Source organism: Mesorhizobium sp. LNJC405B00, assembly GCF_000502615.1.
GTDB lineage: Bacteria > Pseudomonadota > Alphaproteobacteria > Rhizobiales > Rhizobiaceae > Mesorhizobium.
In genome coordinates, this window is sequence record NZ_AYWC01000004.1 from 499494 (window position 1) to 525718 (window position 26225).

Annotated in this window: 24 protein-coding genes and 1 pseudogene; 17 read left to right on the forward strand and 8 right to left on the reverse strand. The window is 59.3% G+C overall.

What is annotated here, in order from left to right:
- Positions 1–26: 26 nt before the first annotated feature.
- Entirely contained in the window at positions 27–1556 is a 1530-nt protein-coding gene (locus X756_RS0134085) for a polysaccharide biosynthesis C-terminal domain-containing protein (protein WP_198020012.1), read from the reverse strand.
- Between the two features lie 279 nt (positions 1557–1835).
- On the opposite strand from X756_RS0134085, the gene X756_RS154040 reads away from it, so the two are divergent.
- The 4 genes from X756_RS154040 (at position 1836) to X756_RS154025 (ending at position 5758) form a co-directional block, all read left to right on the forward strand.
- Positions 1836–2588: a class I SAM-dependent methyltransferase gene (locus tag X756_RS154040; protein ID WP_023729578.1), complete on the forward strand. Its 753-nt coding sequence runs from the start codon at positions 1836–1838 to the stop codon at positions 2586–2588.
- A 55-nt stretch (positions 2589–2643) separates the two neighbouring features.
- Positions 2644–3747, forward strand: coding sequence for an acyltransferase (locus X756_RS154035; RefSeq protein WP_023729579.1), 1104 nt, complete (start codon positions 2644–2646; stop codon positions 3745–3747).
- A gap of 221 nt (positions 3748–3968) precedes the next feature.
- On the forward strand, positions 3969–5453 hold the full coding sequence (locus X756_RS154030; RefSeq protein WP_023729580.1) for a calcium-binding protein: 1485 nt from the start codon (positions 3969–3971) through the stop codon (positions 5451–5453).
- Between the two features lie 92 nt (positions 5454–5545).
- Complete coding sequence (locus tag X756_RS154025; RefSeq protein WP_023729581.1) at positions 5546–5758, forward strand: DUF768 domain-containing protein; 213 nt, start codon at positions 5546–5548, stop codon at positions 5756–5758.
- 58 nt (positions 5759–5816) lie between these two features.
- Here X756_RS154025 and X756_RS154020 read toward each other — a convergent pair whose 3' ends face one another.
- A complete protein-coding gene (locus X756_RS154020) occupies positions 5817–6554 on the reverse strand; it encodes an AAA family ATPase (RefSeq protein ID WP_031238133.1) in 738 nt (245 codons plus the stop codon).
- Positions 6555–6987: 433 nt separating this feature from the next.
- Here X756_RS154020 and X756_RS154015 point away from each other — a divergent pair, with 433 nt between their 5' ends.
- Genes X756_RS154015 through X756_RS153995 form a run of 5 tightly spaced genes read left to right on the forward strand, consistent with a single transcriptional unit; the run spans position 6988 to position 14482 of the window.
- On the forward strand, positions 6988–9603 hold the full coding sequence (locus X756_RS154015) for an AMP-binding protein (RefSeq protein WP_348529821.1): 2616 nt from the start codon (positions 6988–6990) through the stop codon (positions 9601–9603).
- Positions 9600–10580, forward strand: a complete 981-nt coding sequence (nadE, locus tag X756_RS154010) for an NAD(+) synthase (protein WP_280806610.1) — start codon at positions 9600–9602, stop codon at positions 10578–10580. Before X756_RS154015 ends, nadE begins: the two co-directional genes overlap by 4 nt.
- Positions 10581–10586: 6 nt before the next feature.
- Positions 10587–12614 (forward strand): asparagine synthase (glutamine-hydrolyzing), encoded by a 2028-nt coding sequence (asnB, locus tag X756_RS154005; protein ID WP_023729585.1) that lies wholly within the window; start codon positions 10587–10589, stop codon positions 12612–12614.
- Entirely contained in the window at positions 12604–14160 is a 1557-nt protein-coding gene (locus X756_RS154000; protein WP_031238135.1) for an AMP-binding protein, read from the forward strand. Before asnB ends, X756_RS154000 begins: the two co-directional genes overlap by 11 nt.
- 55 nt (positions 14161–14215) lie before the next feature.
- Entirely contained in the window at positions 14216–14482 is a 267-nt protein-coding gene (locus X756_RS153995; protein ID WP_023670883.1) for an acyl carrier protein, read from the forward strand.
- Between the two features lie 54 nt (positions 14483–14536).
- Here X756_RS153995 and X756_RS153990 read toward each other — a convergent pair whose 3' ends face one another.
- Positions 14537–15229, reverse strand: a complete 693-nt coding sequence (locus X756_RS153990) for a class I SAM-dependent methyltransferase (RefSeq protein WP_023689767.1) — start codon at positions 15227–15229, stop codon at positions 14537–14539.
- Between the two features lie 486 nt (positions 15230–15715).
- On the opposite strand from X756_RS153990, the gene X756_RS153985 reads away from it, so the two are divergent.
- Both X756_RS153985 and X756_RS01000000165385 read left to right on the forward strand, forming a co-directional pair.
- Positions 15716–16087 carry a response regulator gene (locus tag X756_RS153985; RefSeq protein WP_023729587.1) on the forward strand — a complete coding sequence of 124 codons (372 nt, stop codon included), beginning with the start codon at positions 15716–15718 and terminating at the stop codon, positions 16085–16087.
- A 372-nt stretch (positions 16088–16459) separates the two neighbouring features.
- A complete protein-coding gene (locus X756_RS01000000165385; protein ID WP_155921622.1) occupies positions 16460–16663 on the forward strand; it encodes a hypothetical protein in 204 nt (67 codons plus the stop codon).
- 174 nt (positions 16664–16837) lie between these two features.
- Here X756_RS01000000165385 and X756_RS17865 read toward each other — a convergent pair whose 3' ends face one another.
- Positions 16838–17023 carry a hypothetical protein gene (locus X756_RS17865; protein ID WP_023697125.1) on the reverse strand — a complete coding sequence of 62 codons (186 nt, stop codon included), beginning with the start codon at positions 17021–17023 and terminating at the stop codon, positions 16838–16840.
- Positions 17024–17661: 638 nt separating this feature from the next.
- Positions 17662–17961: a hypothetical protein gene (locus X756_RS1000000169810; protein ID WP_023729588.1), complete on the reverse strand. Its 300-nt coding sequence runs from the start codon at positions 17959–17961 to the stop codon at positions 17662–17664.
- Between the two features lie 479 nt (positions 17962–18440).
- On the opposite strand from X756_RS1000000169810, the gene X756_RS153980 reads away from it, so the two are divergent.
- From X756_RS153980 to X756_RS1000000169820, 4 genes are all read left to right on the forward strand, one after another.
- A complete protein-coding gene (locus X756_RS153980; RefSeq protein ID WP_023729589.1) occupies positions 18441–19409 on the forward strand; it encodes a helix-turn-helix domain-containing protein in 969 nt (322 codons plus the stop codon).
- Between the two features lie 145 nt (positions 19410–19554).
- On the forward strand, positions 19555–21072 hold the full coding sequence (gene adh, locus X756_RS153975) for an aldehyde dehydrogenase (protein ID WP_023729590.1): 1518 nt from the start codon (positions 19555–19557) through the stop codon (positions 21070–21072).
- A gap of 68 nt (positions 21073–21140) precedes the next feature.
- On the forward strand, positions 21141–21413 hold the full coding sequence (locus tag X756_RS1000000169815) for a hypothetical protein (protein WP_023670846.1): 273 nt from the start codon (positions 21141–21143) through the stop codon (positions 21411–21413).
- 148 nt (positions 21414–21561) lie between these two features.
- Entirely contained in the window at positions 21562–21696 is a 135-nt protein-coding gene (locus tag X756_RS1000000169820) for a hypothetical protein (RefSeq protein ID WP_023670845.1), read from the forward strand.
- Positions 21697–21709: 13 nt separating this feature from the next.
- Here the strand turns inward: X756_RS1000000169820 and X756_RS1000000169330 are convergent, their stop codons facing one another.
- Entirely contained in the window at positions 21710–22243 is a 534-nt protein-coding gene (locus tag X756_RS1000000169330) for a hypothetical protein (protein ID WP_198020015.1), read from the reverse strand.
- A complete protein-coding gene (locus X756_RS1000000169825) occupies positions 22177–23178 on the reverse strand; it encodes a radical SAM protein (RefSeq protein ID WP_245264493.1) in 1002 nt (333 codons plus the stop codon). Before X756_RS1000000169825 ends, X756_RS1000000169330 begins: the two co-directional genes overlap by 67 nt.
- Before the next feature lie 156 nt (positions 23179–23334).
- Between X756_RS1000000169825 and X756_RS153970 the strand changes: the two genes are divergently transcribed.
- Positions 23335–24063: a Crp/Fnr family transcriptional regulator gene (locus X756_RS153970; protein ID WP_023729591.1), complete on the forward strand. Its 729-nt coding sequence runs from the start codon at positions 23335–23337 to the stop codon at positions 24061–24063.
- On the opposite strand, the gene X756_RS0134115 is transcribed toward X756_RS153970, so the two are convergent.
- Positions 24060–24476 carry a hemerythrin domain-containing protein gene (locus X756_RS0134115; protein ID WP_023670842.1) on the reverse strand — a complete coding sequence of 139 codons (417 nt, stop codon included), beginning with the start codon at positions 24474–24476 and terminating at the stop codon, positions 24060–24062. The two genes, X756_RS153970 and X756_RS0134115, sit on opposite strands and share 4 nt — an antisense overlap.
- Positions 24477–24728: 252 nt before the next feature.
- Between X756_RS0134115 and X756_RS153965 the strand changes: the two are divergent.
- Positions 24729–26225, forward strand: a pseudogene (locus X756_RS153965) (cbb3-type cytochrome c oxidase subunit I); the annotation flags it as partial.

Consider the following 26225-nt stretch of genomic DNA (forward strand, 5'->3'; position numbering starts at 1 on the left):
CGTACAGATCTCGTTCCTAGATAGTCTTATTTCGGATAATTCCTCTTTCTGTCGCGTTGATCGGCCATCACGCCTTCGCGTACATTTCTAATCGCCCAGATCAATCCGGGGTGAATCCCTAACCGGGAGCGGATATAGGCCGCCTGACAAATGCTCAAGAAAACCACCGTGGCGCTGGTGGCAATGGCTGCTCCAACCGTGTCGTCCAACGAAATACCCAGGATGCAACCCGGGACATTAATGATCGCCGCGACGGACATCATTATAGCGGAGGCGCGCTCGTGGCCTGTCATTGTCAAAAGTTGCTGCTGCGGCCCGACAGCGGCCGCGGATAGCTGCCCAACTACCAAAATCCGAGCTATGAGCGCCCCCGAGGTGAATTCACCGCCAAACGCACGCAACACCGGTTCGGTAAACACAAGGAGTGGGAGCGCCAGCGCCACGCCACCCGCAAAGGACAATATGGTGGCTCTTGCGAACAATGCTTGGAGCCCTGTCATGTCCTTGCGCGCGAACAGGCGCGAGATAGCGGGGGCGAATGCGGTGCTCACGGCCACCCGCGGCAAAGTGAGAAGCAACGCGATGTTCGACCCGACCGCGAATATCCCGGCCCCCTTTATGAACCCGATCTTTCCGAGCAGCATAACCGCCGTGCGGTTCATCAGGACGTCCACAAATGTCATGATCATGATGGGAAGAAGCGAAGGCCACCAATCCCGGAAGGCATAGGTCGGCGGCGCGGCACTCAAGCCGGAGGGCCACAGGCGCCAGACACTGAAACCCGTTATCATGGCTGCGACGGCTGAACTGATCAGCAGCATCCACATCACAGTCGTCGCGTCCAGCCGCCACGGCGTGAACAAAACCGCGAGGCCGAGCAGGGTGAGCATAAATCCGTCGCGTACAATGCGTTCGGGAAGGAGCGCGGAAATTACTCCTCCAAAGGCTCGCACGACACCTGCACCAGTGAGATAGATTGTGATCAGCGGAAGCGTCGCCAAGCCTATCAACACACTGATGGCAAGTTCCGGATCCAGATGGTGAGGCCACCGGATCACGATCAGCGCGCCAACAGCCGCGATCAGAAATGCCACTGTGATGCAGGCCCTGGATCCAAAATGGATGAATCCAAGCGCCATCGGAAATTGGTTTGTTGCCTCGTACGCAGGCACGAATCGCAAAACTGCCACGTGAAAACCGAGAGTGGAGCCATAAGACAAGAGTGTGATCCAGGCGAACACGTACGTGAAAGTTCCAAAGCTCTCCACGCCCACCAGGCGCGCGATGACGATCTGGGTTACGAAGGTCAACCCGGCACCCGCCGCGTAAATAAACAAGGCCCAAACGCTTGCGTGAGAGAGCCGTCGGGTCAAACCACGGCTGCCGGTGCTTCCCTTGGCGGACGGTTGCTGGCCAGGTGGCTCGAAAATCCCTTTGAAGCCGTTCAGCTCGAAGTCGTCAGGCGCCAAATCGTGGAAAATGGGTATTGCTGACGTCGCGCGCTGGCGTTCCGATCGCATCGTTTCCGTCACCGGCTTTCTGGATTCGTCCCCCATCCGCTTTCCGTTCCTCCCACTTCCGACAAGGCCGATCGGGAGCTCGCCGCGGTGCATCTGTGAGGGGAGCACGGTAACGTCACCTTCGGGTAAGTCTTCATCCATTCGAGGGATGCAAAACGTGGCGACGTCTGGAAGCCTCGCTTTCGCGATGGACGCATTCGGTCGGATGAACTTCCGATTCGGTCGGATGAACTTCCGAGCCGCCAACGGTCATTTGGATTTTGGCTAAGCAGTTACGAGTTCCGGGCAAGTGAAGACAAAAGCGAAAGTGAGCCGATGACCGCGGATTTGAAGATTGCTCAGGCCGTATCGAGGGCACCGACCATTAAACCGATCGATCACGACACCGACGTCGCGGCCTATGAGAGCGCGACAAAATACAGGTATCAAAATCCGAGCTTTGCGAGCCGATACCTTGATGGATATGCGGGTCGCCTCAAGCTGTCGACGTTAGCATCCTATGTCATCGCGCGACGGGAGCAGAATTGCATCGCCAAGGCGCTGGAGAGGTGCTCCCCGCTTCCGGCTCGGGTGCTCGATATCCCATGCGGAACCGGGAAGCTGGCGGAAGTGTTGGGTCGGCACGACTGTCAGGTTCTTGCCGCGGACATCTCGATTGAAATGATGGCCTTGGCCAAGACAGCGTATGAGAGCCAGTCTGGATTTCGGGGTTTCATCCGGTGCGACGTGACCCAGTTGCCGTTCGGCGACGAAAGCTTTGACACGGTGATCTGCCTACGCCTAATGCACCTCATCCCGCCACATCTTAGGCGTGACATCATCAATGAACTGGCGCGCGTTGCCAGCCGCCGCGTAATCGTTTCCTACGGCCTTGCTTCCCGATTCCAGAGAATACGATTAAGGCTGCGAAAGATGATCACCGGGAAGATGTCAGCGCCTCATCCGGTCAATTTCAATGTCGCACGACAGGATTTCGCGGAGGCAGGGCTCAGCCTGGTAGGTTCTTTCAGTGTACTCCCCCTCCTGTCTTGCGAGCACTTGTTCATACTCGAGAAGACAACGGCCTAGCGTGGCATTTTAGCATTACTGATTGGCGCGCCAAGGAGTGGCCCTAGAGGCGACAATGGAACTTATCAGCAAGGGCAGTTCGTCACGCATGGCATCACTTGACCTGCTGCGCTTGATTGCAGCTCTGGCAGTCGTGCTCTATCATTACCTTTTCCGCGGCGCGATAGCCGGAAATCTCGACGTGAGTTACCCTGCCGCCGCGCCTTACGCCATCTATGGTAACCTCGGTGTCAATCTGTTTTTTCTGATTAGCGGTTTCGTCATCGCCTGGTCGGCCGAAGGCCGTACCTGGCAAGAATTCGCGGTCGCGCGTTTCGCCCGGCTTTATCCCGGGTTTTTAGTCTGCATGACAGCAACGTTTGTTGTTCTCGTCATTGCCAAAGACCAGCGTCTTCCAACCGATGCAACGACCTACGTCGCCAATCTCTCCATGTTCGCCCGTATCTTCGGTAGGAAGTCCATGGATGGCGTCTACTGGTCGATCATGCTCGAGATCCTGTTCTACTGCTGGGTTGCGGTGCTGATGCTGGCGGGTGCCTTTCAGCGCTGGAAACTACCCATCGCTGCCGCATGGCTCGCAGTTTCGGTAATCAACGAATTCTTCTTCGGGAGCACGGTGATACGCCTTGTCTTGATTACAGACTACGCACCCTTTTTTGCTGCCGGCATCCTCTCCGAAGACATCGTGGCAAGAGGCCGCTCGCCACTTGCGTTCCTTCTTCTTGCCGTCGCGTTCGGGGTGTCTTGCCGTACGATCATGCTCCCCCATGCGTGGATGCAGGAGCACTATGGAACAGCCATTTCGTATCCTGCTCTTTTCACGGCTAATTTGGTGGTCTACGGAATCTTCGCCGGCTCCATACTGCTTCGCTACGTTGTCGCACCTTCCAAGACTGTCTTGATGCTCGGTGGATTGACCTATCCGCTTTACCTTTTGCATCAGTACATTGGTTACGTTTCGCTAAACGCGTTGGCGCCGCATGTCGGCAAAGACCCCGCATTCTTCTTCGTGTTGGCTGGGGTTCTCTTTGCCTCCTTTCTCATTTGGCGTTTCATCGAAGCTCCGATACGCAAGCCGCTCATCCGCGGCTTGACGTCCGCAATATATCGCCTCGCGCCGGCCTCGCAGCACATGCGGCCGACCTCGCCCGCACATTAGTTCGACCGCGCTCCATGGCTCTGCTCGGGCTCTGATGCAATGACGCAAGCAGAGCCCGGCGCTCAGTGAAGACTCTTTGTCGCGGCTGCGTCGAACGGCGCGCTGTGCGTACAGCGACGATCAAAAAATCTCTCAGGGGATGCATGTATGTGATTTGTCGCTAATGTGTCCCTCAAGTACGTAAACGCGGGGGAGGCGTCGAATCATTTGAAGGAACGCGCATGACAACTCTTCACTACACGTCGGGTGGATCAGGCGCGGACATCGCGACGGCCGGCTTCAATCTGGCTGATGTTTCATCCGTTGACCAGCTCAATGCACTGCCGGCCGGCATGAAAGGCTTGGTCTGGCTAGACGAGGTCAACGGGGCATCCTCGTCCTTTATCCAGAAAGTCACGCCTTTCATCGGGAATTCGAAAGTTTTTGGTTTCTTCCTCGTTGACGAGCCGGACCCGACCGGGAAATGGGGTACCTACGCCAGCGCCGCCAATCTGAAGGCGGAATCCGACTGGATCCATTCTCATGTGCCGGGCGCCAAGACCTATATCACCATGATGAGCTTGGGGACGTCCGCGAATCCTGATTTTACCAATACGTACAATCCCGGCAACACGCATATCGACTATTACGGGGTGGATGCCTATCCGGTGCGCACTGGTGGCGTCGCCGACTACAACATGATCGACCGGTACGTCGCTGCCGCGAAGGCTGCGGGCATTCCGGTGAGCCAGATGATCCCTGGCTACCAAGCGTTTGGCGGCGGCAACTACAAGACTGACACGGGTGGCCAATATGTCGTACCAACGGCGGCTCAGGAACAGACCATGATGGACCATTTTGCCAAGCTGATTCCATCACCGGCCTTCGACTACGCCTATGCTTGGGGCTCCCAGCAGGGCGATACCGCGCTTGGAAACTCGCCGGCGCTGAAGGCTTTTTTCCTGCAGCATAATCAAAGCGCTGCAAGCGTGCCGCCGACCGGCGATGTCACGCCGCCCAGCAGCGTGCCGCCGACCAGCAGCGGACCCCCGCCCAGCACCGTGCCTTCGATGACCCATCACATTTTCTACGGCACGGGTAGCGCGGATGTACTTCACGGCACCACTGGCGCGGACACGATGAACGGCCGGGGCTATAACGACACCTATTATGTCAACAACGCCGGCGACAAGGTGGTGGAACTGCGGCACAGCGGCAACGATAGCGTGCTGGCATCGGTGAGTTACGCGCTGTCGGCCGGTTCGCAGATCGAGCATCTTGCGACCACGAGCAAGTCGGGCACTACCGCCATCAACCTCACGGGAAACGAGTTCGCCCAAACCATTGATGGCAATGCCGGGAGCAACACTATCAACGGCGGTGGCGGGAGAGACGTCCTGACGGGACATGGCGGCAACGACGTCTTTGTCTTCAATTCCGCTCTCAAGGTCGGCAATGTCGACAAGGTCACCGATTTCAACGTGGGCCACGACAAGATCCAGCTCGACCACACTGTGTTTGCCGGCCTGCATACCGGCGCCCTTCCTTCTTCGGCATTCCATGCCGGCAGGGCTGCGCATGACAGCAGCGATCACATCGTCTACAACAGCACGACCGGTGCGCTTTCTTTCGACAGCGATGGGTTGGGCGGCGCACATCATCAGATCCAATTTGCCACTCTATCTCCGCATCTGGCTCTGACGGCGTCCTCGTTCATCGTAACGTGACCTCGGGAACTTCAGGCCTGATCCAGACGGCCTGACGTTCTCTTGAATATAGCTCGATGGAACCAAATAGGCCCCGCTGGGCTTTATTCAGCATGAGCGCACGCGGCATCGAATTCCTGCAGAAATGGGTGGAAGATAAGATCCCACCCTATACCAAGGCCGATCCGGCTCTGGCAGCGAAACTTGCGGACCAGGCAACGGCGGATGCCCTCAGGGCGGGAATCCGCCCCGAGGAAATCTCCGAGGAAGTCGGAAGCATGTTGACGACCATGCTCGAAGTGCTCGATCAGCGCGATACGACATGATTGCGCGTTTTGCGGCAGATGCTGCCCCAGCTTGGCGCCAAACGTAATGCACAATGCGTCATGGGTCAGCCAGGGCTGCATTCCGAACATGCTCTCCCAGGACGCGCGCGATGACCCTGTCCACGTCGTGAGCTTCAGCATCATTGACTTGTATCAAGGGCCATCGGTCCTGGCGCAAGCACTCGCCGACCTCTCTTGAGATCTCGGCCTGCCGCAATCCCCTGTCCACGCCGAGTTCGAACAGGATAACCTCGAGGAGCGGTTGCTGCGCATACCGCTCCTCGAGACGGCGGCGCAAAGTTTCCTGAGGCGCGTCGAGCTGCACGACGAGGTCCGGCCGCGGCAGGAACGCCAGGCACTTGCGAACCGCGTCGAGCCTTGGAGTTCTAGCCAGCACGCCCAGCGCACACAAAGCCTGAATCATGCCCTCTTCGAAGATGAAGCAACCGGACGACTCCCGCGCTTGGCGCCAGGACTGGCACAGTTGGGCGATGTCGACCTTCATACGCCATGACCACACGCGGCTTCGAAGAGGGATTGATGTCAGAAGCCGGGCCGCGACACTGTCCTTTGGCAAGGTCGACAGCAAGACAGGAGCGGATGTGGCAATTTTTTTGCCAATTCGCCCTATGCCGTGGCGGATCTCGGGACCATCATCCTGAGCCGATCCATGTTCAATCAGACGGTACCCGTTCACTGTCTTCACGTTGATACCGTGTTTCGCCAGGCCCTGGCAGAGGCCGCGAAGAAGCGTGGTCTTGCCGGCACCAGGCGGTCCAAACAGCTCGATGATCATAGCGGAATGCCTAAGCGCCTTCGAAAGAGCAGTCATTCACCTGCGGATCAAAGCTTATCCAGATTTCAGATCACACCAACGTTCATTTGAATGACCGTTCCAGTCGTGAATATCTGGGCACCCCCGGATCCTCGCGGCGCCTGCCGATTCATCGCGATTGCGCTAGGTGAGCCGTTGCAAAACTTCTGAAGGACGCTCGGGAAGCGCTGGCTAGGCAAGATCGAGGCATCATCCGAATGATTGATGAAAAGATCTCCGCGGCGAGCGATGTTCGACCGTCAGCTTGGCGGGGCCCTGAATGTCCTCAGTGTGTTTGCATTCGGAAGTGGCAAATCAAAACCTGCAGGTGGATCTGCGACCCACCCGAAGGTGGTCAGTCGTTCCCGAATATGACCTTGACCAAGGGGGGCCAGTCTGGCGCCGTTACCGACAGATGGGTGCCCAATTTGCGGACATTCCAATCTTCGACCACCTTGGAGACGTCGCCAGGCGGTATCCTGACAAGCTCGCAATCAGCGACGGCGCCAACCGCCTGACTTTTTCTGAGCTTTTCCGGGAGGTCGAGACGCTGGCAACTCATATCAGTGCCGTCGTCCCCGAAGGGCAGGCCATCGGCATCCTGCAAGCAAACTCCGCTTGGTATCCTGTGGCGATGTTGGCGAGCATGACGGCGGGACGGCCTTCGGTTCCGCTCAACACAAGAGATCCCGCCTCTCGCATTTTCGGTATAGTCAGTGCCGCGCGGCTCGGCGCGATTATAGGCGCCGAAAATGTTCGCCCGGTCGAACTAGCCCAAGAGATCGTCTGGATCGATATTGCCGCCGCCGTGGCGCCCAACGATCAACACCCAGAACAGCAGCCCAAGCCCCCTATCGTTTCGGTCGATGCGCCTGCATTGGTGCTTTACACTTCAGGTAGCACCGGGCGCCCCAAGGGAATCGTCAACAGCCAACGCGGCCTGCTCTGGCGGGTCCGGCAATATGTCGATGCGTGCCATATCAGCGCGGATGACGTTTTCCTGCCGCTGACCGGGCCAGCCACGATCGCCGGTTGCCGGGAGATCTTTGCGGCGCTGCTGACGGGCGCCACATTGCATCTTCTCGAGGTGGAGGCTGTCGGCCTGCGCGCTGCGCGCGCTCGATTGCAGTCCGAAGGTGTGACGATCACCTATCTTGTGCCGGCACTGCTTCGAGCCCTCCTGGCCGAGGCGCCCGCCGACGCTTCCTGGCCGCTCAGAGTGGCCCGGATCGGTGGGGAGAAAGTGTCATGGGCAGACATCGCTTTGCTGCGCAAAGCCGTTTCGGACCAGTGCCTGATCCAGATCGGCTACTCATCGACTGAAACCATCGGTTCGCAATGGTTCTTGCCGCCTGACTGGCCCGAGCAAGACGCGTCGGTTCCCGTCGGCAGGCTGCTCCCTGGTATGACATTCGCTATCGTCGACGAAGCGGAGTGCAATGTAGGGCCAGGCGAGAGTGGAGAGCTTCTGATCAAAAGCCGCTATGTCCTGCTTGGTCATTGGGAGAACGGTGTGGTCGTTCCCGCGCAGCCGGACCCCGACGATCCCGAGGCTCGGCTTTTTTCGACCGGGGACCTCGTTCGGCTGGACGATGATGGCATCTTGAGGATCGTCGGCCGCAAAGGGCGCCAGATCAAGATCAATGGTCGACGCATCGAGCCCGCCGAACTCGAACGGGTCTTGCGTTGCGCGCCTTCAGTGGCGGATGCCGTGGTGATGGTAACGGCCGCGCAGGAACTCATCGCCTTCGCGGTTCCCCAGCGCTTCGCAGGCGGCGCTTTTGCAGACGACCTTCGCCAGCTCCTCAGAATGACCTTGCCGGCACCATTGCGTCCCTTGCGATTGCACACCGTTGACGCAATCCCACGCCTGTCGGGAGGTAAGGTCGATTTGGCAACACTGGCCGAGATAGATCGTTCGCACGGAAGGAGGGCGCAAGCCGCCCCGTCGTCCACTCTCGATGCTCCGCCCGCCGGAGGAGCAAAGGACACGCGTCAAATAGTGCAGCACGCGTGGACGCAGGTTCTCAACACAGGCACTGCCGCGGGAAACTGGGATGATGCTGGAGGAGATTCGCTGCAGCTGCTGCACTGCGTCATGGCGATCGAAAACGCCATCGGGCAAGAGCTGGGCCTCGAGGCATTCACCGTCGGCATGAGCTTGGACGAGATGGTTGAGGCGGTCGTCTCTGCACGGTCGGGCGAAGGGCGCGAAAAGAAGCACCACCCCCCGGTTCTTTTCCTGTTTCCAGGGTCCGTTGGCTATGGTCCGAGCCTGGCTGCGTTCGCAGCCGCCATGGGGAAAGTCGCCCGTGTAAACCCGATCCGATATCCGAGCCTTGCGGCGATACTGGACGGACACAACACCCTCAGCGCCATGGCTGGCGCCGCACTCGAGCAGATAAGCCGCATCCAACCTGCGGGCCCCGTGCGACTTCTCGGCCATTCTCTGGGTGGCGCGGTTGCATTCGAGGTTGCCGCACGGCTCATGAACGCCGGGCGAACGGTGCGGTTCCTGGGCATCCTCGACACGAGCCTTCTGGACGAGCCGAGCAACCACTGGGAGACACTTACCCGTACGTTCTATCGTATTCGCACCAACCGCATATCCGCGCACCGGATGGCTTGCAGAGCCCTTGCGAAGATCACCGTGGCCGTGGGCGGCGAAGCGCGTCTGGCCAGGATTCTGGACAGATTTGCCAATGGAGAGTTCAACCCGACGATCTTCAGGACCAAACTGGAAATGCAGGAGGTTTTAAGGGCGAAGTCATTCTTCCAGTGGCTTGAGGCATCGAAACCGGCTCTGCCCCTCTCCGGTACCTTGTTCCGATGTCGCAGGGAGGGGATGCCGCGGGCCTTGGGCTGGGACAGCGTCTTGGCACACCTGGACGTCATTTCGATCAAGGGCAGCCACATCGACCTTGTCGTCGAACCAAACCTTGCCACCAACCGTCCGCTTATCGAGACGGCCATCGTGCAGACCTATTCCCCCGCCGAATCTCGCAAAAGGGAGGACTTGTCATCGACATAATTCCGGAATTCAGCAAGGACATGCTGACGCTCGATGCCCGCGCGGAGGTCGACCGCATCGTTGACACCTTGCGCACTCAGGTTCTCGGCACCCTGCATCGTCGCGGCGTGGTTGTTGGTCTTTCCGGCGGTATCGACAGCTCCGTCGTCGCGACCTTGTGCATGCGCGCGTTCGGGAAAGACAAGGTCCTGGGACTGTTCATGCCGGAGCGGGATTCTTCCGGCGACTCGCTGAGACTTGGCCGCCGCGTCGCGGCACAGCTTGGCATTGAAAGCGTCCTTGAGGACATAGCACCGGCCCTGGAGGCTATTGGGGCCTACCGCCGACAGATCGAGGCGATCCAGACCGTCGTTCCCGATTATGGGGAAGGGTGGAAATGCAAGCTGGTGATCGCGTCGGTTCTGGAGAGCAGCGGGCTCAACATAACCCGCCTCACGGTCCAGGATCCGCAGGGTAAAGTATATACCGTGCGTCTGCCGCCAGCTGCCTATCTGCAGATCGTTGCTGCGACAAACTACAAGCAGCGCCTGCGCAAGATGACGGAATACTATCACGCCGACCGCCTCAAATACGCGGTTGTCGGCACTCCAAATCGCCTCGAGTACGACCAGGGCTTTTTCGTCAAGCAGGGCGACGGAGCCGCCGACGTGATGCCGATCGTTCACCTTTACAAAACCCAGGTTTATCAACTCGCGGAATATCTCGAGGTGGATGATGAAATCCGGCAGCGGCAACCGACCACCGACACCTTTTCCATGACCCAAAGCCAGGAAGAATTTTATTTCGCGCTGCCCTATCACCTGATGGATCTATGCCTCTACGGCCTGAACCACGGGATCGCCAGCAATGAGTTCGCGGCGGTTGCTGGCCTCACCGAGCCCCAGCTTCAGAAAGTGTTTAAGGACATCGAAGCGAAACGAAGGGCGGCCCACTATCTTCACGCGCGGCCTTTGCTGTCCGCCGAAGGCGGAGATTGACCGAGCATGTGCGGCATCGCTGGAATCGTGGCGCTGAATGCCACAGCGGCTTTTCCTTCGCGGCAGGCGCTGATGCAGATGATGGGCGCGCTGGCGCATCGCGGCCCCGACGGGCGCGGTCTCTACCGGGACAGACGCGCGGGGCTGGCGCATGTGCGCCTGTCCATCGTCGATCTTTCCAGTGGCCAGCAACCGATGGCGGACACAGGCGATACGACGTGGATCGTGTTCAACGGCGAGATATTCAACTACGTCGAATTGCGTGAAAAACTCACGGCGCTCGGCCACCGCTTCCGAACCCGCAGCGACACGGAGGTCGCGCTACACGCCTATCGTGAGTGGGGAGAAACGGCCTTCGAGCGGATGAACGGCCAATGGGCAATTGCGATCTGGGATTCAGTGGCCAATCGTCTCATATTGTCGCGCGACCGCTTCGGCATTTGCCCGCTGTATTTCAGCGAGCATGCGCACCGGCTTTATTTCGCCAGCGAAGTGAAAGCCATTTTCGCGGCCGATCGAACCATACCTCGCGCCTTTGATCCGGCCGGCATCGATCAGACGTTCACGCTCTGGACGGTCGTTCCGCCGCAAGGAGTTTTCCACGGGATCAACGAACTCGAGCCGGGTCATGTCCGCATCTATCAGGATGGCACCGTTCGTGAGCGGATTTTTTGGCAGCCTTCCTATCCCGACAAGTTCGGATCGCGACAGGGCGAGTTCACCGGGTCCAGCGATGACGCGGTGGACCGCGTATCTAGCGCTCTTGAGGCCGCGACGGCGCTCAGAATGGCGCGCGCAGACGTGCCTGTCGGGTGCTACCTCTCCGGAGGGCTGGACAGTTCGCTTGTGGCCGCGCTCGCGAGGCGCTTCGCGGGCGATCGCTTCCAAACCTTCTCCTTGCGTTTTGCCGACGCCGAATATGACGAGACCCGCTTCCAGCGAATGGTTGCCGAGACGATCGGCAGTGAGCACCATGAAGTGGTCGTTTCGCGCAGAGATATCGCCGGAATCTTTCCGGAGGTAATCCAACACACCGAACGCCCGATACTGAGGACTGCCCCGGCGCCGCTCTTCCTGCTCTCGCGCCTGGTGCGCGAGCGTGGCATCAAGGTCGTGCTGACCGGCGAAGGCGCTGACGAAATGTTCGCCGGCTACGACCTGTTCCGCGAAGGCAAGGTCCGCCGCTTCTGGGGGCGCCACCCGACATCGACACGCCGCTCTCGGCTCCTGGAACGCCTTTACCCCTATCTCACCCGCTCGCCGGTGCAACAGCAGGCGATGGCGCGTCAATTCTTCGGGCGAAATATTCAGGCTTACGACGCGCCGGGCTTTGCTCATGAAACGCGGTGGCAAACCACCAGGGCCATCAAGCGCTTGTTTACGACCGACATGCGCGCTCAAACGCAGGGCCGCGACGCCGTGTCCGAGTTGCTCGCCCGTCTGCCCGCGCAGTTTGCCCGTTGGGGCCCTCTTGCGCAGGACCAGTATCTCGAGGTCCAAACACTGATGTCGGGCTATCTGCTCTCCTCGCAAGGCGACAGGATGCTGATGGCTCACTCCGTCGAGGGCCGCTTCCCGTTCCTGGACGATGAACTTGTGAGGCTCGCGAATTCGCTGCCGCCCTCCTTCAAACTCCGCGGCCTCGATGAGAAGCACGTGCTGAAGCGCATGGCGGCACCCATCCTGCCCTCCGAGATCGTAGCCCGCAAGAAGCAGCCCTTCCGCGCGCCCAACGCGCTTTGCTTCGTCGGCGCAGACGCTCCGGATTACGCTCGCGAGGCGGTTTCGCAGACGGCCCTGCGCGAGGCGAATGTCTTCGATCCAAAGGGGGTCACGCACCTGCTTGCCAAATGCCAGGCCAGAACTGGCGATGGCGACCTGTCCAATGCCGACAACATGGCGCTGGTCGGCGTGTTGTCGACCCAACTTCTTCATCAGCAGTTCGTCGCGGGTTGTCCCAGTGCAACGCTCGAATGCACGCTCAGCGTCGACGTCGACTGCGAACATCGGGAAGAGCGCCTGTATGTTGCATGATGCCGTACCATTGCTGCATGACTACCTCGCCCATTCCGCCGTCCGACACGGAAGTAAGGTGGCGCTGGTGTGCAACAGGCAGCGTGTCACCTACCTCGAACTCGAAACGCGAGCCAACGCGATCGCCTGGGACCTGTCCGCATCCGGAGTCGTTCGCGGTGATCGCGTGATGATCTTCGCCGACAACACCGTCGAGACGGTGGTTAGCTTCTGGGCGGTGCTAAAGGCGAATGCGGTGGTGTGCATCGTCAACCCACTCACCAAGAGCGACAAGCTCGATTATCTGCTCAACGACTGCCGGCCGACGGCGCTCATCACGGACGGCCATCTGCAAGCGATCTTCCGCGAGCCGGCGCGCGGCTGCCCGTCACTTCTGCGGGTGATCGTATCGGGACCTATCGACGACGTCGAACTCGCCCAGCTGCCGTTTGCCATGCGCTGGGACGCCGCCCTCGCCAATGGCGCGGATACGCCGCCGGCACGGCAGTGCATCGATGTTGATCTGGCAGCCATCATCTACACGTCCGGGTCGACGGGCGAACCCAAGGGCGTGATGCTGACGCACAGAAACATGATGACCGCGTGCGCGTCTATCGCTTCCTACCTGGCGATTGCCGAGGACGAGGTGATCCTCAATGTCCTACCCCTCGCCTTCGATTATGGACTGTACCAGATGATCATGGCTTTTCGTACCGGCGCCCGGCTGGTGCTCGAACGCTCGTTCGCTTTCCCGGCACAGATCCTCGGGTTGATCAGGCAGGAGGGAGTTACGGGCTTTCCCGGCGTGCCCACAATCTTTGCCGCACTCTCCGAACTCAGGTCCCTCAAAGACCAGGATTTCTCGAGCATCCGCTACGTCACAAACACTGCGGCAGCCCTACCCCTCAAGCATATTTTCATGCTTCGCGAGCTGTTTTCGGGTGCACGCATCTATTCGATGTACGGTCTCACCGAATGCAAACGTTGCACCTATTTGCCGCCAGAGGACCTCGAGCGAAAGCCATTGAGCGTAGGGATCGCAATCCCGAATACGGAGATGTGGATCGTTGACGAGCATGACAGGCGGATAGGCCCAGGCGTTGTCGGCCAACTCGTCATTCGCGGCGCAACGGTGATGAAGGGGTATTGGGGCAAGCCCGAGGCAACGGCCAGGAAGCTCAAACCCGGCCCGCTGCCCGGCGAGCAGGTCCTATACACCGGCGACTACTGCCGGATGGATACGGAGGGTTACCTCTACTTCGTTGGCCGTGGGGATGAGATCATAAAGTCGCGAGGCGAGAAGGTGGCGCCAAGGGAAGTGGAAAACGTACTCATGGACATTCCAGGAGTCCGAGAAGCGGCTGTCATCGGTGTTCCCGACGAGCTCCTCGGGCAAGCGGTGAAAGCCTTTGTGGTGATGGAGCATGGAAGAGCCATTGGCGAAAGGGAACTGCAGAAGGAGTGCCAGAAGCGTCTGGAAAACTTCATGGTCCCGAAATCCATCGTCGTTGTGGCGAACCTGCCGATGACGGACACGGGAAAACTCAAGAAAACGGCGCTGTCATGATGCGGGGCCAGAACCAAGTCGCTGATTTAATGGTGACGCCACGGAGGACGAATTCATGTTGACCATCAAGGAACGCACCGGAATCTACAGCGAGCAGATTCGTAGTTTCTTGGTTTCAAATTTCTACGTCAGCGACGTCAAGGCATTGCTGGATGACGCATCCTTGCTCGATCAAGGCATTGTCGACTCGACGGGTGTGCTTGAGATTATCGGCTTCATCGAGGAGACCTTTGGCATTACCGTCGAGGATAGCGAACTTCTGCCTGAAAACCTCGATTCCATCCAGGGGATCGAGCAATACATCATCCGCAAAATGAACTGATGGGTAAGCGTAACGCCCAGAGCAGCCCCGTATTTGGTCTGATTGTCGCAGGATTCATGCCTGCGTCTTGACTTGCCCCAGAACCACCCGGCCCTCGCCCGCTTCGTTCGAGACCGAACGGATGTTCTCGAATGCCTTGCTGCGTTCCAGCAGACCCGCTACCTGTCGGTCTTGGCCAAGCCCGACCTCGAAGAGCAGGATGCCGCCACGCCGCAGGTATCGCGGTGCGTCTTTCAGTACGCGCATATGAATGCTCAGGCCGTAAGGGCCGGCTGCGAACGCCTCGCGCGGCTCAAGCTCGATCAGATGGGCGCGGTCGCCCTCGAGCCGCTTTTCAGAAATGTAAGGCGGATTGCAGACGATTACGTCGATAGTTCCGTCTAGCCCAAGGCCGATGAGAGAGTCGAACAAGTCGCCCTGAAGCACCGAAAGACGCTCAGCCATGCCGTGATGTGAGGTGTTGCGGCGTGCCGTTTCGACGCATTCATCGGTGAGATCGCTTGCCCAGACAAGGGCGCTGGGCACATGGTAGGCGATCGCGCACGCCAGATTCCCAGTGCCGCAGCACATATCAACTATGCGCGGAGCCGGCAGGTTCATCTGATGCAACACACCAAGCGCGGTCTTGCCGAGCAACTCGGTCTCAGGTCTGGGGACGAGCGCACCGGGCGAAACCAGCAGTTCAAGTCCCATGAACATGGCGCGGCCGGCGCCATAGGCATCAGCTACACTGAACTCTTTGCTCATGGCCGACCCCATCGCTTGATCTCCCCAGTATAGATCTGCGGCGCTCATGCGCCAGCCAAACCTGCTCCGAAATCATGAATTCTCAAGCCTTTCCTTCGAAAAACTGCAGGCACAAACTCGGTGCATCGCACTTCTGACGCTCATTGACCGATTGCAATCTCAGGTCGCCCAAGATGGAGAGAGAGGTGCTGCTCATGCTTTGAAGAGCCAATGGCGCGGTACGGCGGCTTTTAGATTTTGTGGATCGTGGAGAGGGGTAAACGCCTATCCAACTCTGATGGAGCGGAGGCGGGGACCGCAGCTCCATTGACGCGCTAATCTTCGGCTCCAGTAATTCAGCAATTGGTCGGTGGAAGCGCCTCCGCTCCAGCATCAGCCTCACCTTGCTGCATGGAGAGGTTACCTATAGGTTTGCGGACATGTCGAAACAACTGTCCGAAGGTCTCGGATCGACATCTCATTTCCGGTCAATCGCAGAGAGGGGCCGTGAGCGAAAGCGTGAGTGTTCTGATTGTTGAGGATCAATGGCTAGTCGCGCAGGACACTGCCGCGCGGCTGCGTCGCGCCGGTTATCAGGTGGTCGGACCTGTGCCGTCGGTATCCGCCGCTCTGCGTCTTGTCGAATCGGACAAGATTGACGTGGCGTTGCTAGACATCCAGCTGAACGGTGAAACGGGTCTGCCGGTGGCGAGGATATTGCAGGCGCGAGGCATCCCCTTTGCCTTCTTGTCGGGATTTGGCCCCGCCGACGTTCCCGCGGCTTTCCGCGACTGCAGATTCCTGCCGAAGCCGGCAACCGATGCTGTCATCCTTGCTGCTGTCAGCGAGTTGGCGTCCCTGCGCACAGTTTCGCGCTGACATTCGCTCCGCCGCATTATTACCGGAGTTGCGCCCTGGCGACCTGGTAGGCCGGACGAGGTCAGTCTCACAAAGGGCAACATTGGCGCTTTGGCCATGAGGACGGCGGACTACGACCGGCGAGGACGGAAATTCAGCGTTCAAAAAGCATCCGCCGGGGTTCCACTTCTCGGCCTGTTGGCGGCGATTTGGACTTAGGTCCGATCCCGGTCGCCAGAGGTCGGATTGCGGAACATCTGCCAAGGACCCACGTTCGGGGTTTGAGCACGGAGGTGCCTGGCCGATCTCGAAGCGCAAGTTTCACGGGCAACTGTTGGGGAGTGTCGTAGTGCCGATTTCAAACGATATGGGGGACGAGTACCTGGAACTGGAATGTCCAAACTGTTCTCATGTCATCATAAAAAAGGGATCGTGGTTGAAGGTGATATCCAACTTCAACTGCACCCAATGCCATGCAAAAATCAGAATTGGTTATATGACCAAGCTCGCGCTTTTCGAGAAAAAAAGGCAAAGCATGAACCCGGCTGCGCAGTGAGCGTCCTGGCGGCCCGACAGTCGTTTGGGGTGGTGCGTTGAACCGTCGGGCCTGACCGGCCCGATGGCGGGGGAGCCAGGCCGGCTGGGTGAATCGTATACATTAGATCATGCTTATCAAGCCCAAATCCGCGGCGCGACATCGCCTGGTGGAGCAAACGGTGAACCCCGCGCCCGTATACGCGCTAGCAGGAACGTCGGCGGTCAACATGCCGCTCATTCGTAGAGAGTGCGAACAGCTTCATCAAACAGCTCCACCTCGGCTTCAACCTTTTCAGCCGCTTTATCGACCTTCTCGAAACGCTTCAGCATTCGATTGTGGAGCATGGACAAGCGTGCGGCATGGTAGACCACGCTGCGCTTGTAACCTTCAGAGTCGAGTGGTTCGAACAACATTGTCATGGCAGAAATCCTCAATGTTTTTCGTCCTGCAATCCTTCCCTAGTAAACCGCCAATTAACTCTTTCGTTCCGCTGGTGATGCGAAGGCGCCCGAATGAATAACTCGTTGCGCTGTCTCCAGACTGCACGAGCGTGATTCGTCTGTCTGAGGTTAGGCCCCAAGGCTTGCGCTTGCCTCGCCTGTTCGGCTCATGCTGCGTCAGTCACGACATCGACGGCCAGCTTCAGTTCAATCGCTTTGGGCGTGAGTTGAATACCGGCGCTGCCAAGAATTGCCGAATGATCATCCTGCTGTGGAGGGACCGCCGAACCCGTCAGGAGCGACGAACCGAGCCGGCTTGGATAGTCGCCCCGCCGCAAGGACGCGAGCGATCGAAGATCACGTCGGCAGGTGCTCTGCCCTCTCTAGGAAGCCGGCGCCGCGCGCACTTACTGAAAAAACCCAAACAGAATAAGAGCGAGAAAGGCAAACAGCAGCGCTGCAGCCGCTAGCAACACACCTTTGTTGGAGCCGCGCCGAGGTTGAGGGTCAGGCACGAGTTTTTTCCGGTTTGGGAGTTCATTCATTGGACATTAATTTGCGGCTGCAAATTAGGTTCCGCTCATGCTTGAATGCCTACAATGCCGCCCCACAGCGCCCTACAGGCGCACGACCTTCGCTAGCCCTAGGCGTATCCGCTGGCCTTCTGCAAAGGACAACGCGAACGATTCCTGATTGAATGACCTGGCAATTTCCTGATCTTTCTCAACCACGCGGACGAACCATTCGCCGCAGGTTTCTGTCACTTCGACGCAAGGCACGGCCTTGCGGAATGGAACCACGTTATCCATCACAGCCGACCTACGAGCAATGGCAACATCGGTCTTGTAAGGCCACCGAATTCGGGATTTCAATAAAAAAGTCGATACGGAGCAGGAGCGGCTCGCCGTGGAGGGCATGGCGAAGCTTCTGAAGCGGTTTGTCTGACCGACTGTCTAACCAGGTTGTCTACCCTCGACGCAAAGCCTTGTTCATCAAGGCGACTGGTAGGCCCGGAGGACGTACAAGGATCGTTGATTTTATTGACTTTTTCGCGGGCCAGAGTCAAAAACCTTCCCGTATTGTTCCGCACCGTCCCGCAGCTGATTATGGGCAGTCGTCTTTGCTTTGGATCAATGAATGCCCCAGTTTATACGGTAGCCTTGGGGGATCAGCCGAACAGTTGCCTGGAAGAGAGAATGCACAGGCGAGGACGACTATGCATTGGCCAAACGTCATTCATTGACAGGAAAACATTCGAGGATGTGTCTGGTTCTTCCGTCGAATTGACAGTGCGTCGATAGAAAGCGGAATCTGATACGAAACCTGCATTGTCTTGTCTTGAAGCAGCCGTGGTCTAGTAGCCGAAAGGGAGAGATCGGGTTCTGGGAGGATATGTATGGGTGAGGATCTATCCGGCCATCACGCCGACCGCGTTCAGGCCGCAATCGCTTCGAACGCGGCGGCGAAGTCCGCGCTGGTCGCTTCCTGGCGACGGTCTTCCAGTCTGCACCGGCTCGATCCGGCCGATTGCAGCCCTCCCCGTTATTTGACAGAGGCGGAATTGGGAGAGGCCCGGCAACGCATCGAGCCGCTCGTCCGGGTTGCTCGATCAAGCCTGGACCGGCTCTATCTTGCGGTGGGCGGCGTCGGATGCTGCGTCCTGCTCGCCGATCGCGAGGGCGTGCCGGTCGAACGGCGCGGCGCGCCTGTAGACGACGAGACGTTTCATTCCTGGGGCTTGTGGACTGGCTCCGTCTGGAACGAACAGAGCGAGGGCACCAATGGCATCGGCACCTGTCTGGTGGAACAGCGCGTCCTGACGATCCACCGTGATCAGCACTTTCACACGCGCAACACCGGGCTGAGTTGCACCACAGCTCCGATCTATGATCACCGTGGAGATCTTGTGGCTGCGCTTGACGTGTCTTCCTGCCGTGCTGATCTAACCGAAATCTTCTCCAATCTCATTTCCATGGCCGTGGTCGACGCGGCGCGTCGGATCGAGGCGGAGAACTTCAAGATGGCATTCCCCAAGGCGCGCATTCTGCTGGCGCCGGTGCCCGACAAGGGGTCCGGGGCGTTGATCGCGCTCGATGCGGACGACCTCGTGGTTGGCGCCACTCGTTCGGCTCGCCTGGCGCTAGGAATTACGCAACAGTGTCTCGATAAGCCGATGCCTGCGGCCGATCTGCTCGGTTGGGCCGAGAGCGGCCCCGAAGTCCTGGCCGAGGCGGAGCGCGGCGTTCTGCAGCGGGCGCTGGCGCGGGCAGACGGAAATGTCTCGGCCGCGGCCCATGCGCTCGGCATCAGTCGCGCCACGCTTCACCGTAAGCTCAACCGCCTGGACGTCCACAGGTCGCACTAACCTTCGAACGTCGCATGACTGTCGCAATTCTGCGACACATCCCGCCCGCACACTGTCCCCGGCGCATTGGCAATCGCGATGGGAGATCGCATGTCTCCTTCCGAAGCGTCGCATCCCGCGACGTCAGCTTTGGGAGGAAGACATAATGAACAAGGTTGAGTTCTCACGCCCCGTCAAGGCGCCCTTCGACAAGCGTTACGGCAATTTCATCGGCGGCAAATGGGCCGAGCCACGTTCCGGCCGTTACTTCGAGAACTTCTCGCCCGTGAACGGCCAGTTGCTATGCGAGGTGGCGCGTTCGGATGCCCAGGACATCGAGGCGGCTTTAGACGCGGCCCATGCCGCCAAGGATGCCTGGGGGCGCACCAGCGTTGCCGAGCGCTCCCTTATCCTCAACCGCATAGCCGACCGCATGGAGGAAAATCTCGATCTGCTCGCATGCGCCGAAACCTGGGACAACGGCAAACCGATCCGCGAAACGACCGCCGCCGACCTGCCTTTGGCCATCGACCATTTCCGCTATTTCGCCGGCGCCGTGCGTGGCCAGGAGGGCAGCCTTTCGCAGATCGACGACGATACCGTCGCCTACCATTTCCACGAGCCGCTCGGCGTGGTCGGCCAGATCATCCCGTGGAACTTCCCGCTGCTGATGGCCTGCTGGAAGCTTGCGCCTGCCCTTGCGGCCGGAAACTGCGTCGTCCTGAAGCCTGCCGAGCAGACCCCGGCCGCCATCATGCTCTGGGCCGATCTTATCGGCGATCTGTTGCCGCCAGGCGTCCTCAACGTCGTCAACGGCTTCGGCCTCGAGGCCGGCAAGCCACTCGCGTCTTCGCCACGCATTGCCAAGATCGCCTTCACCGGCGAAACCACGACCGGCCGGCTGATCATGCAGTATGCCAGCCAGAACCTGATCCCTGTCACGCTGGAACTTGGCGGCAAGTCGCCCAACATCTTCTTCAAGGATGTTGTCGCTGAAGACGACGATTTCTTCGACAAGGCGATCGAAGGCTTCGTCATGTTCGCGCTGAACCAGGGCGAAGTCTGCACCTGCCCGAGCCGCGCGCTCGTCCATGAATCGATCTACGACAGATTCATGGAACGTGCGCTGAAGCGTGTCGAGGCGATCGTGCAGGGCGATCCGCTCGACCCGGCAACGATGATCGGCGCCCAAGCCTCGTCCGAGCAGCTGGAAAAGATCCTGTCCTACATCGACATCGGCCGCCAGGAAGGCGCCGAGCTGCTGACCGGCGGCGAGCGCAATGTTCTGCCCGGCGATCTGGCCGGCGGCTACTACGTCAAGCCGACGGTCTTCAAGGGCCACAACAAGATGCGCATCTTCCAGGAAGAGATCTTCGGGCCGGTGGTTTCGGTCACGACCTTCAAGGATGACGCCGAAGCGCTGGCAATCGCCAACGACACGCTGTACGGCCTCGGCGCCGGTGTCTGGACACGCGACAGCAACCGCGCCTACCGGTTCGGCCGCGCGATCCAGGCTGGCCGCGTCTGGACCAACTGCTACCACGCCTACCCCGCGCATGCGGCCTTCGGCGGCTACAAGCAGTCCGGCATCGGCCGTGAGACGCACAAGATGATGCTCGACCACTACCAGCAGACCAAGAACATGCTGGTCAGCTACAGCCCGAAGAAGCTGGGCTTCTTCTGATCGCGGCTTTGACTTACAGGCGCGGCTCCGCGAGGGGCCGCGCCACAGGCTGGAAATCGGAAAACACAATGCAGGCTAAGGTCGCGGCGGCACCGGCAGCCCTTGAACTGATCGCGCAGATCGTTGCCGAGCACGGTCCGGTGCTGTTCCATCAGTCCGAGCAAGGAAGGCGCCGCTGCAATCTCTACCTTCCAACGATGATCCTCAATCTCCTCATCGCACTCGTCATAAGTCTGACGGTTTTGATCCGCACGTTTGGTCTGATCGCGTCACGCACGCGACGGGACACCTGGTCGCGCGGTTTCGCATGCACGGACGCCGCAGCCGTATCGCCGCCATAATCAGCGTGGTGATGGGGCTCTTTGCCGTTATGACCGCGGATGTCTGGCTCTGGGCTGGCCTCTACCGGTTGCTTGATATCTTCGCTGATTTCGAACTGGGCTCTATTTTTCGACCATTACCTTTTCGACCGTCCACTACGGCGACATCGTGCCCGCCCATGCGTGGCGTGTCCTGGCGGCGCTGGAGGGCGTAAACGGGTTCTTGCTGATCGGCTGGTCGACCGCCTATCTGATCGCGGCAGGTACCCGCATCGGCCCGTTCAAGGCCGGCGAACATTTCTGACAGGAGCCAATGCTCAGACCGCCGCCGAATGCCTGGCTTTGCCGGTTTCGAAATATTTGTCGAACTTTGCCGCGATGCTTCTGACAAAGGGCCGACTTTCCGCCGGCACGACGAAACTGTCGCCATCAAGCTCGAGCAACCGCGCAGGATCATGAAGGGCTGTCGCACTTGCCTTGCCGAGAAGACTTTGGCCGGCTTCGCCAAAGCGCTCCACCAGCTCGATCGCCGAGAAGGCGAAATCACACATCAGCCGCTCGATGATCCAGCCGCGAACCCGGTCGTCCTGGGAAAGCGCGATACCGCGGACCGCGGCCAGCCCGCCGTCTTCGACCATGCGCCCATACTCGGCGGTCGATGGCATGTTCTGTGCATAGCCTTGCCGAAATTGGCCGATGGATGACGGGCCGAGGCCGATCAATGTCTCGCAGCGATCCTCGGTATAGCCCTGAAAGTTCCGGTGCAGAGTGCCGGTTCGGGCCGCTACGGCCAACGCATCGTTAGACTTGGCGAAATGGTCGAGCCCAATTGCTTCGTATCCCTGGTCCACGATCGCCCGCGCTNGTTAGACTTGGCGAAATGGTCGAGCCCAATTGCTTCGTATCCCTGGTCCACGATCGCCCGCGCTGCCAGCTGCGATTGGGCAAAGCGCTCCGCCGGACCCGGCAACCAGGCCTCGTCGATCATCGTCTGGTGTTTCTTGAACCACGGCACATGGGCGTAGCCAAAAAGCGCTATCCTGTCGGGTTCCAAGGTCAGCGCCTGCGCGACGGTGGAGGAGACGCTCTCCCTCGTCTGGTGCGGCAGGCCGTAGAGCAGGTCCAGATTCACGGACTCGACCCCGCGCGAACGAACACCGTCGACTACAGACTTGGTCTGCAAAAAGCTCTGCTCGCGGTTGATTGCCTTTTGCACCTTCGGATCGAAATCCTGAACGCCGAGGCTCGCACGGGTCATGCCGATTTCGGCAAGCGCATCGAGGCGGGCATCGTCCATATCGTTGGGTNCGGTTCCCAGCGCCACCATATCTTCGGGCTTGAGCATCGTCGGCGAACCACCGCCGAAATGGACGGCACGCACACGGCCTTTGCCTGCAACAAGACCGGCGACGGTAGCGATCTCGGCATGCAGTGAGCGGAGATAGATCCTCACCGGTTCGTAATGGCGTGTCTGCTTGGTATGGCAGGCACAGAACCAGCAAAGCTTGTCGCAGTATGGGATGTGCAGATAGAGCGAGATTTCGTCGCCCTCGTNGGTCACCGGTTCGTAATGGCGTGTCTGCTTGGTATGGCAGGCACAGAACCAGCAAAGCTTGTCGCAGTATGGGATGTGCAGATAGAGCGAGATTTCGTCGCCCTCGTTGAGCGCTTGAAGCCAGCCACGACAAACGGCAGCATCAACGCCTGGATGGAAATGCGGCGCGGTCGGGTAGCTCGTGTAGCGTGGAACGTTCTCACCGAGCCTGGCTACTAATTCTGGCCGCATGTCGCTATCCGATCCCCTTTGCATGGCGCGACACTGATCACATTGGGCGCGAGCGGCCTTGATTTCGGTCAAGGCCGCCCGCGGACAAACTGACGCAAGGTTCTTTTGTCCGCCAATGCTACCTTCCGGACAGATGGAATCTCTCGGACGATTAAGATGACGGTGCGCCAAGACGTTCACAGTTCCAGCATTCCAGTGCTTTGCCAGTCTTGCGAGGCACGGCACCGAGGCGTTTGCGGTGCGCTTGATCCCGACCAATTGGTAAGCCTGGCCAAGACCTCCTCGAGGCATACCGTTGAACCGGGCACAGAACTGATTGGCGACGCCGAGACCGTCGACAGTTATTCGAACGTGCTTTCCGGCGTTGTGAAGCTGACCAAGAGCCTTTCGGACGGGCGCCAGCAGATTGTCGGCCTCCAGTTCGCCCCCGATTTTCTGGGCAGGCCCTTCAAGGTGGAAAGCGCGATCAACGCTGAAGCCGCAACCGCGGTTTCCGTGTGTTCGTTTCCAAAGGCCGCCATCGAGCGGATGATGAAGGAATCTCCGGAACTCGAGCATCGTCTGCTCAAACAGGCGCTCAACGAACTCGACGAAGCCCGCGACTGGATGGTGACGCTCGGGCGCAAGAGTGCTTCGGAAAAGGTGGCGAGCTTTCTCCTGATGATCGCCAGGAACATCGATCCCACGCTGGACCCGGCGGCGCAGTCGACGACCTTCGACCTGCCTTTGACACGCGCCGATATCGCCGATTTTCTCGGCTTGACGATCGAGACGGTCAGCCGCCAACTGACCAGGCTGCGAACAGACAGCGTGATCCGGATCGACAATAATCGGCACGTGACGGTGGACAATATGGGCCGGCTGGAACGCCGCTCCGGCGCCTAACCGCCATCGACGACCCCGATCATCGGCAAGACGTGCTCGCGTTCGAAGGCGATATGCCGGCGCAAGCTTTCGAAGAAGCCGCGCAGCATGAAGCCGACAGCCTCGGCGTTCTCAACCGTCTCTCCATGGCCGATCGCCAGCAGGATTTCAGTCACCTCGCCGGCAAAGCATTCGTCCTCGACGTGTTCGGCGCGCAGTCGACGAGTTGAAGCAAGGTTGGCATCCCTGCCGGTCAAAGCAGCCTCGTAGGCCGGAAAGATCACCGTCTCCTCATATTGATGAATGTTGCGCAACAGCGGAACGATCGCGTTTGCCGCAGCCAGGCATGCCAGGCTATCGACCCTGGGCAGGGTGTCGGCTATTTTTTCCAAGGCATCGCAGAGCTGCAGCTTTTCCAGATGCGCACGTTTCATGAGCGCAACCGGGACTGCTTCTCTGCCAGATCGAACTATCGGCATCGATCTGTCGCGGCTCGTTTCGAACAGCGACGATCGCAGCTCCCTCTCCCTGTTCAATAACAGCCTCCCGATCCTTTGCAAATCCAACGCTGCCCAATCCAAAATCAAATGGCTTTGACATGGATCAAGGCGCCAGCCGCGTGACTGCTGGATTGGTGTCAGGCGGATTGACGTCCGCGCACAGGAATCCGAAGTCGGGGACAGGTCATGAAGTTCGGCACGCAAGTCTTCGCTTTGGCCCTTTTTACCTTTGCCGCCCTGGTGGCCGCCGGTTTCGGAGTGGACGAGCCCTTCCGGCAGCATATGTGGGTGCTGTTTCTTGTGCTGCTCAGTTTTGTCGCCATCCTCCTCCGCAACACGAGTTTCGAAGCTGCCGCTCCGATCGACCCGTCCGCCTACATGGATGGTCCAATCCGCTACGGCGCCATCGCCACCATGTTCTGGGGTGTGGTTGGCATGCTGGTCGGGGTGGTCATCGCGCTGCAGCTTGCCTATCCCGATCTCAACATCCAGCCCTGGTTCAACTTCGGCCGCTTGCGGCCTCTGCACACCTCGNCTGCAGCTTGCCTATCCCGATCTCAACATCCAGCCCTGGTTCAACTTCGGCCGCTTGCGGCCTCTGCACACCTCGTGCGTCGTCTTCGCCTTTGGCGGCAACGCGTTGCTTTGCACGTCTCTCTATGTCGTCCAACGCACCTGCCGCGCTCGGCTGTTCGGTGGCGATCTCGCCTGGTTCGTGTTCTGGGGCTACCAGCTCTTCATCGTCATGGCCGCGACCGGTTATCTGCTCGGCATCACCGAGAGCCGCGAATATGCGGAACCCGAATGGTATGTCGACATCTGGCTGACCATCGTCTGGGTCGCCTACCTGATCCTGTTCCTGGGCACGATCCTGAAGCGCAAGGAACCGCACATCTACGTCGCCAACTGGTTCTACCTTTCCTTCATCGTGACCATCGCGATNATCCTGAAGCGCAAGGAACCGCACATCTACGTCGCCAACTGGTTCTACCTTTCCTTCATCGTGACCATCGCGATGCTGCATGTGATCAACAACCTATCGATGCCGGCCTCCTTTCTCGGCTCCAAGAGCTATTCTGCATTTTCCGGAGTTCAGGACGCCCTGACGCAATGGTGGTACGGCCACAATGCCGTCGGGTTCTTCCTCACAGCCGGCTTCCTCGGCATGATGTATTATTTCGTGCCCAAGCAGGCCAACCGGCCGGTCTATTCCTACCGCCTGTCGATCGTCCATTTCTGGGCAATCATCTTCCTCTACATCTGGGCCGGGCCCCATCACCTGCACTACACCGCCCTGCCCGATTGGGCGCAGACGCTCGGCATGGTGTTCTCGATCATGCTGTGGATGCCATCATGGGGCGGCATGATCAACGGCCTGATGACGCTGTCGGGCGCCTGGGACAAGCTGCGCACCGATCCCATCATCCGCATGATGGTGATGGCCATCGCCTTCTACGGCATGTCGACCTTCGAAGGCCCGATGATGTCGATCAAGACGGTCAACTCGCTGTCGCATTATACCGACTGGACCATTGGCCACGTCCATTCCGGCGCACTCGGCTGGGTCGGCATGATCTCGTTTGGCGCAATCTACTTCATGGTGCCGAGACTCTGGAACCGTGAACGCCTCTATTCGCTCAGGCTCGTCACCTGGCATTTCTGGCTGGCGACGCTCGGCATCGT

What these genes read in the sequence shown, in the direction of transcription:
- X756_RS154000 (WP_031238135.1), top strand. Translation starts at nt 12,604, where the DNA reads ATGTTGCATGATGCCGTACCATTGCTGCATGACTACCTCGCCCATTCC.
- X756_RS154015 (WP_348529821.1), top strand. Translation starts at nt 6,988, where the DNA reads ATGGGTGCCCAATTTGCGGACATTCCAATCTTCGACCACCTTGGAGAC.
- X756_RS153970 (WP_023729591.1), top strand. Translation starts at nt 23,335, where the DNA reads ATGACGGTGCGCCAAGACGTTCACAGTTCCAGCATTCCAGTGCTTTGC.
- X756_RS153990 (WP_023689767.1), bottom strand. Translation starts at nt 15,229, where the DNA reads ATGAGCAAAGAGTTCAGTGTAGCTGATGCCTATGGCGCCGGCCGCGCC.
- X756_RS0134115 (WP_023670842.1), bottom strand. Translation starts at nt 24,476, where the DNA reads ATGAAACGTGCGCATCTGGAAAAGCTGCAGCTCTGCGATGCCTTGGAA.
- adh (WP_023729590.1), top strand. Translation starts at nt 19,555, where the DNA reads ATGAACAAGGTTGAGTTCTCACGCCCCGTCAAGGCGCCCTTCGACAAG.
- X756_RS1000000169815 (WP_023670846.1), top strand. Translation starts at nt 21,141, where the DNA reads ATGCAGGCTAAGGTCGCGGCGGCACCGGCAGCCCTTGAACTGATCGCG.
- X756_RS1000000169810 (WP_023729588.1), bottom strand. Translation starts at nt 17,961, where the DNA reads ATGCCCTCCACGGCGAGCCGCTCCTGCTCCGTATCGACTTTTTTATTG.
- X756_RS153995 (WP_023670883.1), top strand. Translation starts at nt 14,216, where the DNA reads ATGTTGACCATCAAGGAACGCACCGGAATCTACAGCGAGCAGATTCGT.
- X756_RS17865 (WP_023697125.1), bottom strand. Translation starts at nt 17,023, where the DNA reads ATGACAATGTTGTTCGAACCACTCGACTCTGAAGGTTACAAGCGCAGC.
- X756_RS153980 (WP_023729589.1), top strand. Translation starts at nt 18,441, where the DNA reads ATGGGTGAGGATCTATCCGGCCATCACGCCGACCGCGTTCAGGCCGCA.
- X756_RS154030 (WP_023729580.1), top strand. Translation starts at nt 3,969, where the DNA reads ATGACAACTCTTCACTACACGTCGGGTGGATCAGGCGCGGACATCGCG.
- X756_RS154020 (WP_031238133.1), bottom strand. Translation starts at nt 6,554, where the DNA reads ATGATCATCGAGCTGTTTGGACCGCCTGGTGCCGGCAAGACCACGCTT.
- X756_RS0134085 (WP_198020012.1), bottom strand. Translation starts at nt 1,556, where the DNA reads ATGGGGGACGAATCCAGAAAGCCGGTGACGGAAACGATGCGATCGGAA.
- asnB (WP_023729585.1), top strand. Translation starts at nt 10,587, where the DNA reads ATGTGCGGCATCGCTGGAATCGTGGCGCTGAATGCCACAGCGGCTTTT.
- X756_RS154040 (WP_023729578.1), top strand. Translation starts at nt 1,836, where the DNA reads ATGACCGCGGATTTGAAGATTGCTCAGGCCGTATCGAGGGCACCGACC.
- X756_RS154035 (WP_023729579.1), top strand. Translation starts at nt 2,644, where the DNA reads ATGGAACTTATCAGCAAGGGCAGTTCGTCACGCATGGCATCACTTGAC.
- X756_RS01000000165385 (WP_155921622.1), top strand. Translation starts at nt 16,460, where the DNA reads ATGTCCAAACTGTTCTCATGTCATCATAAAAAAGGGATCGTGGTTGAA.
- X756_RS154025 (WP_023729581.1), top strand. Translation starts at nt 5,546, where the DNA reads ATGAGCGCACGCGGCATCGAATTCCTGCAGAAATGGGTGGAAGATAAG.